This is a genomic window from Paenibacillus crassostreae (genome assembly GCF_001857945.1).
GTDB lineage: Bacteria > Bacillota > Bacilli > Paenibacillales > Paenibacillaceae > Paenibacillus_AQ > Paenibacillus_AQ crassostreae.
Genome location: NZ_CP017770.1, coordinates 2,464,521 through 2,479,653 on the forward strand (window position 1 = coordinate 2,464,521; position 15,133 = coordinate 2,479,653).

The window sequence follows — 15,133 nt, forward strand, 5'->3', positions numbered from 1 at the left end:
AAGTACACAAATAGAACTCCAATTCCTCCGCTGGCATTACCCAGATCAGGTTTGACGGTCGATAGTTATATTCTATCCTCTCAGCCTGGCACACCAAGCTCCCGTTACTATTTAATTGTTAAATATTGTATATCAACATAGTCGTGAAAATCAAGTAAATTATTTGGATTAAACTTCTAACGCTTTTTTCAATTCCTCAGAAGAAGCTTCCCACCACTCTTCATTACGGGTAATCAGCAGGTTCTTGAGCGCTCTCTTCTCCCCTACATTCAATTCATCCAATATAATCTTACGCTTTAAGGCTGCATCCAGCTTATTAACGTGATCTGCCAGAATTTTATATCCTCTACGCGCTTCTGTATCGATCCACATCTCGCAAGCTGTCGCTCCACCATAGAGTTGACCTTCTGGTGTACGATCTACCGCCACCCAGACTACCCATACTTGACGACCATTAGGAACATCCTCACGGTTCATAGAGAATTTAATCCCTTTCTCCACTTTACTCTTCGCATGAATCGCACCGACATCCACCTTAGCTTCACCTTGGTCAATGATGACAGGTGATACACTGTTTAGGTCAATCGAGCCCGCTCCAAAACCTGTATGTTTACTTTTGCTACTTACAATATTCAGGGCAATCTGTTTCTTGCCACTTGGTTGGTTGTTATCCATTCTATTATTATCCTCCCACCACAAAACAGAGATATTAGCTCAGATTTCTGACACCTGCTAATTATTGATGTATTCATATTATTTTAACTAATAATTTCCCAATTGCAAACATATACATGCTGTAGATGCTTGTCAACGGGAGGTATTCAAGTATGACGCCAGCTCGCGCCAAAAAATTTACCATTGTAATTGTTGCCCTATTTCTCCTCAGTGGAACCTGGTGGATACTGCTCAAAGATTCACCTGAATCCAACACCGTCTTTGCTCCAGATCAGTCCAAGCCTACCAAAACAAGTACTCCTGAATCGCAAAAAGAAAGTGTTCAGCAGCCTACGGCGGAAGTACTTAGCAAAAGGATCGTTGAGTATCATATCGATGTGTCATTAGATCCGAATGCCAACGTACTTAAAGGATCACAGAATATCACTTGGACCCATCCTGGTAAGAACACGGTTACCGAATTATATTTCCATCTTTATCCGAATGCCTTCTCATCCACGGATACCACCTTTATGAAAGAATCTGGCGGTAGACTACGTAACGATACCATGCCTACGGATGGCTTTGGATCAATGATTCTCACAGATCTCCAGACCACAGATGGAATCTCCCTGATGCATCGCATTCAGTATGTACAACCAGACGATGGAAACATCAAAGATACGAGCTTAGTTAAAGTTAGACTTCCCCGACCTGTACAGGGAGGTGAGAGCATCACCCTCAACATGAAATTCGAAGTGAAACTCCCTCAAATATTCGCCCGTATGGGGGTCGCAGATAACTTTGTTATGGCTGGACAATGGTTTCCAAAGATCAGCGTCTATGAACCCACCGGCATAAGAGGAAGAACCTCAGAAGGTTGGAATCTCCATCAATACCATGGTAATTCTGAATTCTACTCTGATTTTGGTATCTACAATGTTCGTATTCATGTTCCACACAATTATATTGTTGCAGCTACAGGTTTTCCAATTAAAACTGCGCAGATTCTTAATGATCAGAAGATTTACCAATTCTATGCCGATGATGTTCATGATTTCGCATGGTCAGCATCTCCTGATTTTATTGTTGCTGAGAAGCCCTTCTCTTCTCCTGATGTTCCTGGTGTGCGAATCAAGCTATATCTAGACCCTGCTCATAAGGACATGAAGGATCGCTATTTCTATGCGGCTGAAGCGGCTTTGAAACATTTCAGCAAGTGGTATGGCCCTTACCCATACTCAACCTTATCAGTCGTTGTTCCACCTGCTGCAGGTAATGGTGCTGGAGGTATGGAGTATCCGACTTTAATTACAGCTTTTGGTGCTAAGAATGATTCACCTGGTTTTGAACTAGAACGAACAGTCATTCATGAAATTGGCCATCAATACTTCTATGGCATGATTGCAAGTAATGAATTTGAAGAGGCATGGTTAGACGAGGGCTTCACTTCTTATGCTGAAGATCAATTAATGGAGCAAGAGTTCGGGATCACTCCGAATCTACCTATCCAGGCTGCGATTATCTCTTCGCCTACAACACTCACACAAGAAGCATGGAAATATGGATCGCAGGATAATTATGCCCAGAATGTTTATTATCGCGGCAAGTTAGTATTAAAGGGGATTGAACGGCAAGTCGGCCAGCAGAAAATGAAAGAAATCATGAACACTTACGCACGGAAATTCCGCTTCGCTCACCCATCAACGCGTGACTTTCAAAAGATTGTTGAACAAGTCACACATAAATCATGGAAACCCTACTTCGAACAATATGTTTATGGAAAACAAATGACAGACTATGCGATCGATACCATTACAGTAGAGAAAATAAGTAAAAGTTCAGAAACACTCTATGAATCCATCGTAACTGTGAACAGACAAGATGGGACCTACCCTAATGTCCCCATTCAATTCACATTCGCAGACGGTCACACTATACAGAAAATGTGGAATGGCGCAGACGACAGCATCCAGTTCAAACTACACTACAAATCACCACTGTCTTGGGCAATCATTGATCCTAAATACACACTTGTATTAGAGAATAAATATATTAACAACTATTTAAAGGCTGGTTTAGAGACTGAAAAAGTCTCCCGCTGGAATATTAGCATCACCAAGCTGCTCGAAATCGGGCTTGGAAGTCTGTCATGGTGAGGTGAAAATGGTGAAGTCGTATATCTCTAATGGCTGGAACAGTCTCAAGAATCAATTCTATGTCGTAATCATTCTATTTCTATACCATCTTCTCTTCAGTTACTTTCTATATCGCTTAGTGAATTCAGCAGTAGTCCCGATACTTCAGCGCTACCCAGATCCACCACCTACTGAATTAAGTCAGATTTTATTCTATGTTGAAGGGCAATTAAGTCTCATGCATAGTCAAACTGTCCACAACTATCTATGGATTCTGCTTGGAATGTTGTTATTTCGTATGATTCTCACACCTTTGATTCATTCAGGTATATTTTATGAACTTCACCAAGAACGAAAAGGTGAAAAAGGCGTGTTCTTTTTCAAAGGCATCCTATTACATTGGAAACCAATCACACTATTCTATTGGTGTGAATCACTACTAGTTCTGCTTCCCGCATATTGGTTGATCCCTAAGCTCTATAGTATTGCCATTAATAGCTTTATCACGCCATCTATATTGGTTCAAGCCATTCCCTTCCTACTGGGATGGGGAATATATCGATATGTCATACATCAGATTATCCTGTATATGCAATTCGGAAAAATCGCTAACACTGATATGATTCCTTCCGCTTTAATTCTCTTTCGACATGCCTTATCCGTTATTGGAATCACGCTAACTTTGGCTTTTTTCAGTTTGTTATCCTTCAGTTTATTTACCGGCATTTCCCTTGTCTGGTCAGGTATCTTTGCTCTTATTCTCCAACAAAGCTACCCTCTAATATCTTGTTCATTTAAGATGTGGCGTATTACCTCTCAATATGATCTGTGGTTTACCAAAATTTACAAAACATAGATCAATCTTCGTCATAACATTTCATAACTCCTTGATATAAGAAGCCCCTGCCCTTTTTACAAAAAAAAGGCAGGGGCTTCTTATCTTTATTATGCGAATGACGTTTGCCAAATTAAAAATCCTCTGTTACAATACTAATTAGTAACAACTTTGTAATCTTTATATCTAATTCTTATCACTAGTTATTAATTATTGTCACTTTTTTATGGTGCATGAAACAGCCGAACTCCTGGGCACCAGGAAGCGGGGGATCCAATATCATGGGTGAATTGATCTCGAATCAGAGTGATCATAGGGGACCTTCAAACCGAATCCTTAAGCTAACCTCGTAGGCATTGGAAGGGGAACAGTCATTGAATAAGAAATTAACCGCAACAGCATTAAGTATGGCTCTTGCTTTAACCATCGGAACAGGTAGCGTTTTTGCCGACTCGTCTTTAGAAAAAGTTGTTGACAGTACCATTGGAGTAAATTACAAGAGTGGGGGAACGACTACAAATGGATTTGATTGTTCCGGCTACACTCGTTATGTCTTCTTGAAGTTAGGTATCACATTACCACATCAATCAGCTTCGCAATACCACATGGGTCAGGAAGTATCCCGTGCTGAGCTAAGAGCTGGAGATCTAGTCTTTTTCAACACTTCAGGAAAAGGTGTATCTCACGTAGGAGTATATGTAGGTAATGGGAAATTCTCGCATTCATCTTCTTCTAAGGGTGTCATCATCACCTCTCTCGGTCAAAGTTACTGGGCCGAACGCTACGTAGGTGCCAAACGAATCATGAGTACTGCGAAATATGAAGCAGCGACTTACAATTAACAATAGACTCATTAGTCATTTAATTTAAACAGTTGAAATTTAAGCAACCCTATATATTGCTTAGAAATACCCGTAAGAGGTATCAGCCTCTTACGGGTATTTTTTTTTCATATAAGAATCAATTTCATCGGAGCGATTCATTCTGTCTGTTAGCGTAATTATGAAATTGATTCAAATAAAGAAAATAACAACAAATTCGAATGAAACAATTGCCAAATTCTCATTCCTCTGATACAATAGTTCCAGTGATTACATAGTAACAACTTTGTAATAAGTATTGTAACTTTTATGTAAATTATATCTGCCGAATTCCCGATACAAAGGGAAGTGGGGGAACCGTCTTGGGTGAATTGATCTTGCATTAGAGGGATCATAGGGAACCTTCAACCGAATCCTTAAGCTAACCTCGCAGGCACCGGAAGGAGTTACTTTTTTTGAAAAAGACATGTTCAGCAGTAGCTTTAGGAATAGCGATTTTATTTACTATTGGGACTGGAAGCGCTTTCGCAGATTCGCAGATGGATAAGGTCATCGCACCAACGATAGGTATTGCCTATCAAGGTGGTGGAGTAACCACTAGTGGCTTCGACTGTTCTGGGTTCACAATGTATATCTATGGAAAGTTAGGTATCGACTTGCCACATCAATCTGGTTCTCAATTTAATATGGGAACAGCCGTTCAGCGTAGTGATCTTAGAGAAGGCGACTTAGTTTTCTTTAATACTTCTGGCAAAGGCATATCGCATGTTGGAATATATGTGGGCAATGGTAAGTTTGCACACTCTTCCTCATCAAAAGGCATCACAATCACTCCTCTCACTGAAAATTACTGGGATGACCGTTACGTTGGAGCTAAGAGAATCATGAGTAATACTACATATGAATCTGTCGCAATCGACAAATAAATGATACCTACAACCAACCTGTGGAAGGGATTTTAAATAATCTCCTCCACAGGTTTTTTCATTTCATCTATCTATCTAACAGAAAGGAGTATGACAATGCCCCTCTCAGAATTTATGATTTCCGTAATGACAGCTGAGCATGCTCGATCGATATCGGCTTGGAACTATCCTGTTCCTTACGACATTTACGGATGGATGCCTTGGGATCAAATGGAGGCGCTAGGTATTGAATTTGGTGACCCTTTGATTCGCGAAGAACAATATGTCTCTGTATTAAATGCTCAAGGAGAACTATGCGGTTTTGCACAATTTTTTCCATTGGTAGGTGTGACTCGCCTCGGGATTAGCCTCTGCCCTGATTTGTGCGGAAATGGGTTGGGTGTCAGTTTTGTACAATCTATCGTCCGAGAAGCTATTCGGCGGAAACCTGAGGATGAAATTGACTTAGAAGTTTTAACTTGGAACAAGCGTGCCATTCGGGTATATCACAAGGCGGGGTTTGAGATTACAGATGATTATGAACGACTAACCCCAGATGGATTACAGCCATTTCACTGTATGGTTTATCAATTATCTGTTGATCGCTATGATAAATAGCACTTTATTGTGCCGTTTATACAATATATAGTGGATTTTTCTTCATTTTTTTGTCACAATGGCTATGATGTATGTATCTATTCCGTTATAATAAAGTCATTAGCTTACATAAGAAAGGAAGAAAAGTATGCAAAAATATATCATGAGTGGTTTCTTCTTCGCCGCATGTGCCTTAGCTATCATACTTATGTTCACACTGCCTGGTAAAAGCGAAGTCGCTAAGGAAGCTAAACCGAGTATGCCCGAAGTTGTATTAGATGCTACTGCTGCTGAAGCGTCAGTAAAGGCCAATTGCATATCTTGCCATGGCGATCAATTGCAAGGCGGAGTTGGCCCTGGCCTACAAAATGCAGGTAGCCATCTCACTCCAGAACAAATTTATAATTTAGTAAGCAAAGGTAAAGGAATCATGCCTGCTTTCAAAGATACACTAGCCGAAGAAGAAGTTGCTAATGTGGCTCAATGGTTAGCTCAAAAGAAATAACATCATTAAGAACGGGTATCTTCTCTATTTAGAAGATACCCGTTCTGCGCTACTTCGCTCAACCCTTATTCACGATTTACTTTTCAAGACTCCACCATTGTTCAGACTCTCACTTATACACATCTTCTCAAATACTTCGTTATACTGTTTGGCTTCCTTGATATCTATTTCCGTTAGATATCCTGCATCCCAAGAAGTGAGCCGAAGAATAACAGTCTTATAATCAATGGTAATCAGAGGATGATGATTAAAGGCCTCAGAGATCGTTGCTACTTTATCAACAAATGAAATCCCCCTCATAAAACTTGAGAAGGTGAATCTCCGTTCTATAAAGCGTTCATTCACTAGGCTCCAACCTGTAAGCTGACTCAAATGCACGTCCACTTCTTCCCTTGTATACGTCACTCTTATGAATCCACCTTTCCATTCCACATGATCAACCAATGTCTCCTATGACCTTTACCCTTTTATTATTATATTCTTTCAGTTAACCTTTCATGCTCAATCTATATTAGATTAATGGCACAAAGGCTAGTTCTGTATCACCTATCAATATATTGATTCGATGATTCTCTCGATCATGAATCACAACCCCACTTCCAACAATGATAGATGGTTCTGTACCGAGTCCAAAAAATAAATCTTCCGCAAGTGCCTCCATTACCTCCAGCTTATCTTCTTTTTGTAACAAAGCCCACTCCTCTTCTTCCATCTCAAAAAATAAATAACTATCTGCAATCCGTTCTACAGCTTCCGTTAATTCCTTAAGAATTTGCCCATAATCACGACCATGTTTTACGCCCATTTTATGATCCTCCATTTCATATGTAACAGAACTTTAATAATTCATTTTATTATACAGGAAATTAGCCCTTAAATAAAAAGCCCTTTCTGACGATAAATACTATAATGCGTCTCTTGTGCGACAGTCCATCTTCACAATTTATATTTGGCGGCATGAAAGGATTCAATTCTATTTCTCATGGATGAGGTGTATAATGCAAATTTCAACAGTTATTGGTTTAGTTTTAGGTCTTATTTCAGTAGTCGTAGGGATGATTCTTAAGGGCGCTCCGATTAGTTCTCTAATGGTGCCTGCTGCATATTTAATTATTATAGGTGGTACCGCCGCAGCAGTCTTCATGGCCTTTCCTATGGAAGAGCTTAAGAGGTTCCCGAAATTAGTGAAAATTGTCTTCTTCAAGCAACAACTAATGGATCGTAAAGAGATGATTACTCTCTTTATGGATTGGGCCTCCATCACAAGACGCGAAGGATTGCTTGCCTTGGAGTCAAAGGTCGAAGAAATCAACGATGATTTCTTGCGTAGCGGTATGCGCATGATCATTGATGGTAATGACCAAGATTTCGTCCGTGATGTATTAATGGAAGATATCAATGCAACCGAGGATCGCCACAAGATTGGTTCACTTATCTTCTCTCAAGCTGGTATGTACGCACCTACACTCGGGGTATTAGGGGCTGTTATAGGTCTTATTGCTGCATTGGGTGATATGTCAGATATGGCTGTACTTGCCCATGCGATTGGTGCGGCTTTTATTGCAACTTTGTTAGGTATATTCACTGGTTATGTTATCTTTCACCCGATTGCTACTAAGCTTAAACGTATCTCTAAAAATGAGATTGAGCTTAGACTAATGATGCTAGAAGGCTTATTATCTATTCAATCTGGCGTGTCTACTATTGCGATCAGCCAGAAACTATCCGTATTCTTAACCCCTTCCGAACGTAAAGTAATGAAGGAAAGGGAGGGTGGTTCAGGTGAGCAAAAAGACTAGACGTCATGAGGAAGAAGAACATGCGGACGAGTCATGGCTTCTCCCATACTCTGACCTAATGACTCTACTTCTAGCTCTCTTTATCGTCCTGTATTCAATGAGCGCTGCAGATGCGGAGAAGTTCGAGGCAATGAGTGACGCATTTAGGGCTGAATTCACTTCAGGTACTGGTATTCTTGATCATACATCAGTTATTCCTAAAGATAACGCTAGCTCAGATCAATCAGCTGAAGAGATAACATCTAAGAAGATGACGAAAGATCAACAAGCATCGCTCATCAAACAAGAACAGATTGACTTAGAGAATTTAAAAGAACAAATAGATCAATATATTCAAAAAAATGGACTCACTGATCAGCTTGATACGAAGCTTAATCAGTCCCAGTTGATGATTACAATTAGCGACACTGCACTTTTCGCTTCAGGTAAGGCTAACGTGAAACCTGAATCTAAACAGTTAGCTACGGCGATATCAGGGATGCTTCAGCAGTTCCCTGACTATGAAATTGTTGTCTCAGGACATACAGACAATATTCCTATCTCCAACAGCGAATATGAGTCTAACTGGGATTTAAGTTCTGATCGAGCATTACAATTCATGAAGATACTATTGACTAACACTAAATTAGATCCTCAGAAATTCACACCTGTTGGATATGGTGAATACCATCCGCTCGTGGATAATAGCACTAATATCAATCGAGCTAAGAACCGTCGTGTAGAAGTATCCCTTATTCGTAAATATCAGGAGAACAATCAGGTCCTTGATGTTACAGCTGCTAAAGAATAAGCGATATTAGAAATCAATATACAAAAAAACGGCAAGCCCAAGGGAATCACCTCGGCTTGCCGTTTTTGTATAAATGATAGAGGAGCTTCTTACTCTAATTTATAGTTAAGCAGGGATCCAAGCTCTTGCCTCTCATCAGGCGTCAGATCCCACCATGTTCCAACCTTATGATTACCTAATTGAACATTCATGATTCGAACACGTTGTAGATCTTTAACCTCGTACCCAAAAGTTTGGCACATCCGCCGGATCTGCCGATTCTTTCCTTCTGTAAGAATAATGCGAAATTTCCGCTCTGATAACTGCGTCACTTCGCAAGGACGTGTCATCTCTCCTAAAATTTTTACACCAGTGGACATCCCTCTTACAAAAGATTCAGTAATAGGTCGATCTACACTAACTAAGTATTCCTTCTCATGTTTACCTTCTGCACGTAATATTTTATTAACAATATCCCCATCATTCGTCATTAGGATTAATCCTTCTGAATCCTTATCTAATCTACCAATAGGGAAGATTCGCTCCGAATGGCCTACAAAATCAACAATATTGCCCTGAATATGTAGCTCAGTTGTACAAGTTATACCTATAGGCTTATTAAGGGCGATATAAACATGTCTCTTCTTAGAATCCAACGGTTGCCCATTTATACGTACATCATCACCATCCTCAGCCTGACTACCGAGTACAGCTAATACACCATTAATCGTTACTTCTCCATTCTCAACCTTTTTATCTGCTTCTCTACGAGAACAGAAGCCTGTCTCGCTGATGAATTTATTTATTCGCACGTTACCTTTCACCTCTACGTTTAAGTTATTCAAACCATTATTCATTAAGGATACCACATCTTCTATTGTCTTGGGTGGAATGCCAAGCCTGTCCCCTTTACCCTAACGACCCCTACTAGTATGGTTTTTTGTAAAGACATTGATATTATTCCTTTCATTCTCTACAATCAAGAAGTACTTGGTATCAAGATCAGAGGTAAATAGCTAGACTACGCACAAATTATACACATATACACAGATGAATGTCTAATAATGTGTACAACTTTGTTAATATTTTTATACTTATGCACATACTTATACACAACATGTTAACAACCGAATATTCGTTCGTTGAATAAACCGCTATTTATACAAGGAGGCCGTTTAAAATATGAGTTATCCACAAAATAATTCCCAAATTACTAATATAGATTCCATTGACCATGAGTATTGGATGCAGCAAGCCATCCTTCAAGCCAAGGAAGCCGAGAAGCTCGGTGAAGTGCCTATTGGTGCCATTATCGTTCGGGGCGATGACGTTGTTGCGAAAGGATTTAATTTAAGAGAACAGACGATGGATCCTACCGCTCATGCTGAAATGATCGCTATACGTGACGCTAGCCAACAGCTTGATGCCTGGCGACTACTAGAATGCAGATTATATGTAACCCTCGAGCCCTGTCCCATGTGTGCAGGAGCAATAGTCCAGGCTCGTGTCCCTCAAGTTATTTATGGTACAACGGATCCTAAGGCAGGTTGTGCTGGTACTTTAATGAATCTTCTACAAGAGCCACGTTTTAACCATCGAACGGAAGTCATCCCTAATGTATTACAAGAGGAATGCTCTCTTTTGCTAACAACGTTCTTCCGTAAATTACGCAATAAATTATAAGTTCTTAAATTTGTAGACCAAGTTAGGGGAGTAGGTCAATTCGCTGATGTGGGGTACTTCATTGATCCTGAAGAACATAATAAAGGATACATGACATCCGCATTACATCTAGTCCTTAAGTTTGGCTTTCTTTCACTCGGTCTACACCGCATTCAGGCAGCTATTCTACCCACAATCAACCTTCACGTCGCGTATTAGAGAAAAATGGGCGTCCAAGGTAAATTCCTTGAACGCCCATTTCATACTCTATCATCTAGATTACTCTTGAGGAAGCCTCAGCAGCTTAATATAGACCACCGAACTCTTTCTCTAATTGTTCCATTGTAAGAATATCAGCAGCAGCAGGAATACCAATCACGAAAGTCTGAGCTTCATTAATATTAAGGAACTGTGAATAGCCCTTTAGAGCAAGTTTCATTTCTTGATTTGTTTCAGGATCGTTTACTGCAAAATCCAACGCCATATCCTGGTATGTCGTAAAGTCTTTTTTATCAATCGCTGTGTTCATATTGAAATTGTTAATTGTCAACATGCTCTTCATTTCTTCGAGCCCTTGATTAAATTCAGCTTTGTCTAATGCAGACAACTCATCACGTATCACTTGGATGTCTTCTGCCTTTACTCCCAATAATTCACGATATTCATCCGTATCAATAATATTAATCATACTTGGTAATGCTTTTTCAACCAGAATCGTAATCGCTTCTGCAATGTTATCATTAGTGAGATAGAATTGTACCACTTGTTTAGCTTCTACGCCTTCAGGTAGATTAGCATCTTTAACGGCGATATCCTTGAAGTATGAAGCTTCATCATACTCGTTGAACAGAACTTCAGAAATTTCACTCGATAATTTTTGTGTCTTTTCAGTATCAAGTGTATTTAAGTTAAATTCTGCTCCTTCTTGTTCCGCGAGTTCCTTAAGATCTAATTCTAAATATTTCCCAATAACAGTCTCAGGCAAAGGCATCATTGGAATACTCGGTATTTTTACATACATTTTTTCTGGTGTCATGATAATTGGGATATTAAAACTCATTGCCATATCCCCTTTAAGGTTCAACCCTAAAGTAAGCTCTGTTTGCATTGGATCTGCTTGATAAAAACCATCTACAGTCAATTCAGCATTTTTAAGCATGCTCATGACCATACCTACACTGGCATCATCAACAAGATCTGGAGCCGTAACTTGAAGTTCTTCTATAACAAGTTTACTTTTCAATTCATACGAAGTCATTGTTGCTGCATTCGCAGTAGCAGCCTTTAGTGCCTCTTTCGGTTCCTGTTTACTACTACATCCAGCTAATACTACAGTCATTGTTAAGAGCAATGTTAGTACCATGATTGCAAATTTATTTTTCATTTAGCTCTCTCCCCCTTTTTTGTGAACAAATAGTCACTTTTTCAATCATAACCTAAATTGGATATTTGCGAAACCCTTTTTGGGTAATTATTCTATTTTATATAACCAATTCCCTATTTTTCCCATAAAAATGGACTGTCCGATTCGTAGAATATCTACTGTCGGTACAGTCCTATCTATAATACATGAATTATCAGATTAACAGCCTAGCCTTGTTTATTTAGGTGACTTACATGATTGTGATTCTTCACCTTCTTGGATCCAGAGAGTGGTTCTTGTACACCGTCAGAGTCATTTTGATGCGAATGATTCCTCCGGTCGACTTGAGCTTCAGGAACTGGAATGGCCTTAGGTTTGCTCATCAATATCACCTCTTCTATATTATTGGGAACTCTAGGATGGATCTGTTACATCATGTAGCGATTGAGCACATTCGTGGATATGGCGTATATAATCCCCAGCTAATTCCTGAATAACATTACTATGCTCATCGACTGATCGACCATCCAGTTCTACATCAACTAATGCAACATCAACTTCACGTGTATCCTTATACGTACACTGAAAGTCAAAAGAATACGCTTGTCTACCTGCGGTATCTATTTGGATTCGAACACTTTTGGAATCCCCTTCATCCGCAACAACCTTGGCGTGATCCGTTGTGTTAAGAATAACAGGTAATGCGGATTGCCAAGCATCCACAAGTTCACCTTGATTTAGTTCAAAATCTTCATTCAAAAAGAACACCTCCTCTTCACTTTAAGGTGTGAATGTAGAGTGTTTTTTATACAAAAAACCATCCTCAGAAACTGAGAATGGTTAGTAATTTTAAAATAATGGCGGAGAGGGTGGGATTCGAACCCACGTGAGCTTGCACTCTAACGGTTTTCAAGACCGCCCCGTTATGACCGCTTCGGTACCTCTCCAAATGATATTCAGTTGTTTCATGCGTTAAGTAATTATTCCTTAACAACAGAATTTATCTTATCACAACTGAACATCAAAAAGCAAGCTTATTTTTTAGAATTTATTATTTTTATATTTCCCATATAAGGTTGAAGCACCTCAGGAATGATAACACTGCCATCTTCTTGCTGATAATTCTCTAGAATTGCTGCAAAAGTACGTCCAACTGCTAGTGCAGAACCATTCAATGTATGGACAAATTCTGGTTTAGCTTTAGCTTCAGGACGGAATCGAATATTCGCACGACGTGCTTGAAAATTCTCTGTATTCGAACATGAGGAGATCTCACGATACATATCGCTTTCCGGAAGCCACACTTCAATATCATACGTCTTAGCGGCTGAGAAGCCCATATCTCCAGTGCTAAGTGCAAGCACTCGATACGGCAAGTTCAGAAGCTGTAGAACGCGCTCTGCGTCTGCTGTCATTTTCTCTAATTCTTCATATGAAGAGTCTGGATGTACTACCTTCACAAGTTCAACTTTATTGAACTGATGTTGACGAATAAGTCCCCGCGTATCTCGACCCGCAGATCCAGCTTCAGAACGGAAACATGAACTATACGCTACGAAATATTTTGGTAAATCTTCAGCTGTTAGAATATCGTCGCGGTAATAGTTCGTCACTGGCACCTCAGCTGTTGGAATTAAATAATAATCCGTATCGCGAAGTTTAAAGAGATCTTCTTCGAACTTCGGAAGCTGTCCTGTACCACGTAGACTATCACCATTCACAATATACGGTGGAAGGACTTCTTCATAACTATGATCATTACTATGTAAATCCATCATAAAGTTAATAAGCGCTCGTTCTAACCGTGCTCCTAACCCTTTATAGAAGGTAAACCGAGATCCTGTTACTTTAGCAGCCGCCTCAAAATCAAGTATTCCTAGATTCTGTGCAATATCCCAATGCGCCTTAGGTGTGAAACTAAACGCCTTAGGTTCGGACCAGCGACGTACTTCCACATTATCAGCTTCAGATTTACCTAAAGGAACAGAATCGTGAGGAATATTCGGAATAGCCATCGTTAAGTCTGCAATGCTTACTTCAAGTTCACGAACTTCTTCATCTAAAGATTTAATCTGATCGGAAACTTCTCGCATTTCTTCAATCAAGGATTGAGCATCTTCACCGTTCTTCTTCAGCTTAGCTACTTCTCCTGATACATTGTTTCTACGACTTTTTAGATTTTCACTTTCTTGTAGCAATTCTCTACGACGACTATCAAGTTTAGGAAAGTCTACGATCAGATCGAGTGATTTACCTCGGTTCTTCAGTGCTTCTTCTACTCTTGTATAATCACCACGCAATATTTTCACATCTAACACAGAAATACCCTCCTTATAAAAAACAACCTCAACCCTTCAGAGAAACATCTCCTTAGCATCCACTTCGTAAACGGATTTCTTTTCAGGAGAAGATCTGTCTGATCATATTCAGCCATAATCCCTCTAAGGGAATACAACTGATACAAAAGGTCGAGGTGTTTTGATTACACTTTGTATGTTAACTTCATTATAATTGACTTACTTGTACCATTTCCACAAAGTATTGATGAAGACGGTAATCATCTGTTAACTCTGGATGAAATGATGCAACCAATAAATGTCCTTGTCTAGCTGTGACAATCTCGTCATGATAAGTAGATAGAACCTTCACTTCATGACCTACTGTACGAATCAACGGCGCACGAATGAATACAGCCCTAACTCGTTCTTCAATACCAGTAATCCCTAAGTCTGTCTCAAAACTCTCACGCTGACGGCCAAATGCATTGCGAGCAACAGTGATGTCCATTAACTCCAAATGAGCTTCTTCCTGACCTTCAATTGTTGCAGCGAGTAAGATTAGACCTGCACATGTTCCAAATATAGGCTTTCCTAATGCTGAGAAATCTCGAATAGCCTCAATAAACCCGTATTTACGCATAAGTTTACCGATCGTTGTACTTTCACCACCAGGAATAATAAGTCCCTGAATATCATCCAGTTCTTCTACTCGTTTCACTGCAACACCTGTAGCACCCGCAAGTTCAATACTACGGATATGTTCTGTAACAGCACCTTGTAATGCTAGAACCCCTATTCTCATATGT

Annotated in this window: 19 protein-coding genes, 1 tRNA gene and 3 riboswitches; of the genes, 10 read left to right on the top strand and 10 right to left on the bottom strand. The window is 39.7% G+C overall.

All coding sequences use genetic code 11. The features are described from left to right. Positions 1–5 precede the first annotated feature (5 nt). Positions 6–115: riboswitch (TPP riboswitch) on the bottom strand. 53 nt (positions 116–168) lie between these two features. Then, positions 169–675, bottom strand: a complete 507-nt coding sequence (locus LPB68_RS11460; RefSeq protein ID WP_068658942.1) for a YwhD family protein — start codon at positions 673–675, stop codon at positions 169–171. Between the two features lie 152 nt (positions 676–827). Between LPB68_RS11460 and LPB68_RS11465 the strand changes: the two genes are divergently transcribed. The 6 genes from LPB68_RS11465 (at position 828) to LPB68_RS11490 (ending at position 6,455) form a co-directional block, all read left to right on the top strand. Further along, entirely contained in the window at positions 828–2,813 is a 1,986-nt protein-coding gene (locus LPB68_RS11465) for a M1 family metallopeptidase (RefSeq protein WP_068658940.1), read from the top strand. Between the two features lie 7 nt (positions 2,814–2,820). Next, positions 2,821–3,648, top strand: coding sequence for a hypothetical protein (locus LPB68_RS11470; protein WP_082865745.1), 828 nt, complete (start codon positions 2,821–2,823; stop codon positions 3,646–3,648). Between the two features lie 209 nt (positions 3,649–3,857). After that, a riboswitch (cyclic di-AMP (ydaO/yuaA leader) is annotated at positions 3,858–3,998 on the top strand. 3 nt (positions 3,999–4,001) lie between these two features. Beyond that, a complete protein-coding gene (locus LPB68_RS11475) occupies positions 4,002–4,469 on the top strand; it encodes a C40 family peptidase (protein ID WP_068658939.1) in 468 nt (155 codons plus the stop codon). A gap of 292 nt (positions 4,470–4,761) precedes the next feature. Further along, positions 4,762–4,899, top strand: a riboswitch (cyclic di-AMP (ydaO/yuaA leader). 4 nt (positions 4,900–4,903) lie between these two features. After that, entirely contained in the window at positions 4,904–5,374 is a 471-nt protein-coding gene (locus LPB68_RS11480) for a C40 family peptidase (RefSeq protein ID WP_068658938.1), read from the top strand. Positions 5,375–5,464: 90 nt separating this feature from the next. Then, positions 5,465–5,971, top strand: coding sequence for a GNAT family N-acetyltransferase (locus LPB68_RS11485; RefSeq protein ID WP_068658937.1), 507 nt, complete (start codon positions 5,465–5,467; stop codon positions 5,969–5,971). A gap of 127 nt (positions 5,972–6,098) precedes the next feature. After that, positions 6,099–6,455 (top strand): c-type cytochrome, encoded by a 357-nt coding sequence (locus tag LPB68_RS11490; protein ID WP_068658935.1) that lies wholly within the window; start codon positions 6,099–6,101, stop codon positions 6,453–6,455. A 69-nt stretch (positions 6,456–6,524) separates the two neighbouring features. Here the strand turns inward: LPB68_RS11490 and LPB68_RS11495 are convergent, their stop codons facing one another. Both LPB68_RS11495 and LPB68_RS11500 read right to left on the bottom strand, forming a co-directional pair. Continuing rightward, entirely contained in the window at positions 6,525–6,860 is a 336-nt protein-coding gene (locus LPB68_RS11495; RefSeq protein ID WP_068658974.1) for a 4a-hydroxytetrahydrobiopterin dehydratase, read from the bottom strand. A 106-nt stretch (positions 6,861–6,966) separates the two neighbouring features. Next, on the bottom strand, positions 6,967–7,260 hold the full coding sequence (locus tag LPB68_RS11500; RefSeq protein WP_068658933.1) for a hypothetical protein: 294 nt from the start codon (positions 7,258–7,260) through the stop codon (positions 6,967–6,969). Between the two features lie 193 nt (positions 7,261–7,453). Here LPB68_RS11500 and motA point away from each other — a divergent pair, with 193 nt between their 5' ends. Continuing rightward, a complete protein-coding gene (gene motA, locus LPB68_RS11505) occupies positions 7,454–8,254 on the top strand; it encodes a flagellar motor stator protein MotA (protein WP_068658931.1) in 801 nt (266 codons plus the stop codon). After that, on the top strand, positions 8,238–9,044 hold the full coding sequence (locus LPB68_RS11510) for a flagellar motor protein MotB (protein WP_068658929.1): 807 nt from the start codon (positions 8,238–8,240) through the stop codon (positions 9,042–9,044). The genes motA and LPB68_RS11510 overlap by 17 nt, the downstream gene beginning before the upstream one ends. A gap of 89 nt (positions 9,045–9,133) precedes the next feature. On the opposite strand, the gene rluF is transcribed toward LPB68_RS11510, so the two are convergent. After that, a complete protein-coding gene (gene rluF, locus LPB68_RS11515) occupies positions 9,134–9,835 on the bottom strand; it encodes a 23S rRNA pseudouridine(2604) synthase RluF (RefSeq protein WP_068658973.1) in 702 nt (233 codons plus the stop codon). Between the two features lie 370 nt (positions 9,836–10,205). Here rluF and tadA point away from each other — a divergent pair, with 370 nt between their 5' ends. Together tadA and LPB68_RS22290 are read left to right on the top strand one after the other, a co-directional pair. Beyond that, complete coding sequence (tadA, locus tag LPB68_RS11520; RefSeq protein ID WP_068658927.1) at positions 10,206–10,706, top strand: tRNA adenosine(34) deaminase TadA; 501 nt, start codon at positions 10,206–10,208, stop codon at positions 10,704–10,706. Between the two features lie 90 nt (positions 10,707–10,796). Continuing rightward, positions 10,797–10,904, top strand: coding sequence for a hypothetical protein (locus LPB68_RS22290; protein WP_232510242.1), 108 nt, complete (start codon positions 10,797–10,799; stop codon positions 10,902–10,904). 85 nt (positions 10,905–10,989) lie between these two features. On the opposite strand, the gene LPB68_RS11525 is transcribed toward LPB68_RS22290, so the two are convergent. From LPB68_RS11525 to pdxT, 6 genes are all read right to left on the bottom strand, one after another. Continuing rightward, the gene (locus LPB68_RS11525; RefSeq protein WP_068658925.1) at positions 10,990–12,069 is read right to left on the bottom strand and encodes a hypothetical protein; all 1,080 of its coding nucleotides are present in this window, start codon (positions 12,067–12,069) and stop codon (positions 10,990–10,992) included. 206 nt (positions 12,070–12,275) lie between these two features. Beyond that, the gene (locus tag LPB68_RS11530; protein ID WP_068658924.1) at positions 12,276–12,431 is read right to left on the bottom strand and encodes a small acid-soluble spore protein P; all 156 of its coding nucleotides are present in this window, start codon (positions 12,429–12,431) and stop codon (positions 12,276–12,278) included. Between the two features lie 31 nt (positions 12,432–12,462). Continuing rightward, positions 12,463–12,807: a hypothetical protein gene (locus tag LPB68_RS11535; protein ID WP_068658923.1), complete on the bottom strand. Its 345-nt coding sequence runs from the start codon at positions 12,805–12,807 to the stop codon at positions 12,463–12,465. Between the two features lie 99 nt (positions 12,808–12,906). Beyond that, positions 12,907–12,995: transfer RNA gene (locus LPB68_RS11540), tRNA-Ser, on the bottom strand. A gap of 87 nt (positions 12,996–13,082) precedes the next feature. Next, entirely contained in the window at positions 13,083–14,366 is a 1,284-nt protein-coding gene (serS, locus tag LPB68_RS11545) for a serine--tRNA ligase (protein ID WP_068658918.1), read from the bottom strand. Positions 14,367–14,553: 187 nt separating this feature from the next. Continuing rightward, on the bottom strand, positions 14,554–15,129 hold the full coding sequence (gene pdxT, locus LPB68_RS11550; protein WP_068658916.1) for a pyridoxal 5'-phosphate synthase glutaminase subunit PdxT: 576 nt from the start codon (positions 15,127–15,129) through the stop codon (positions 14,554–14,556). Positions 15,130–15,133 lie beyond the last annotated feature (4 nt).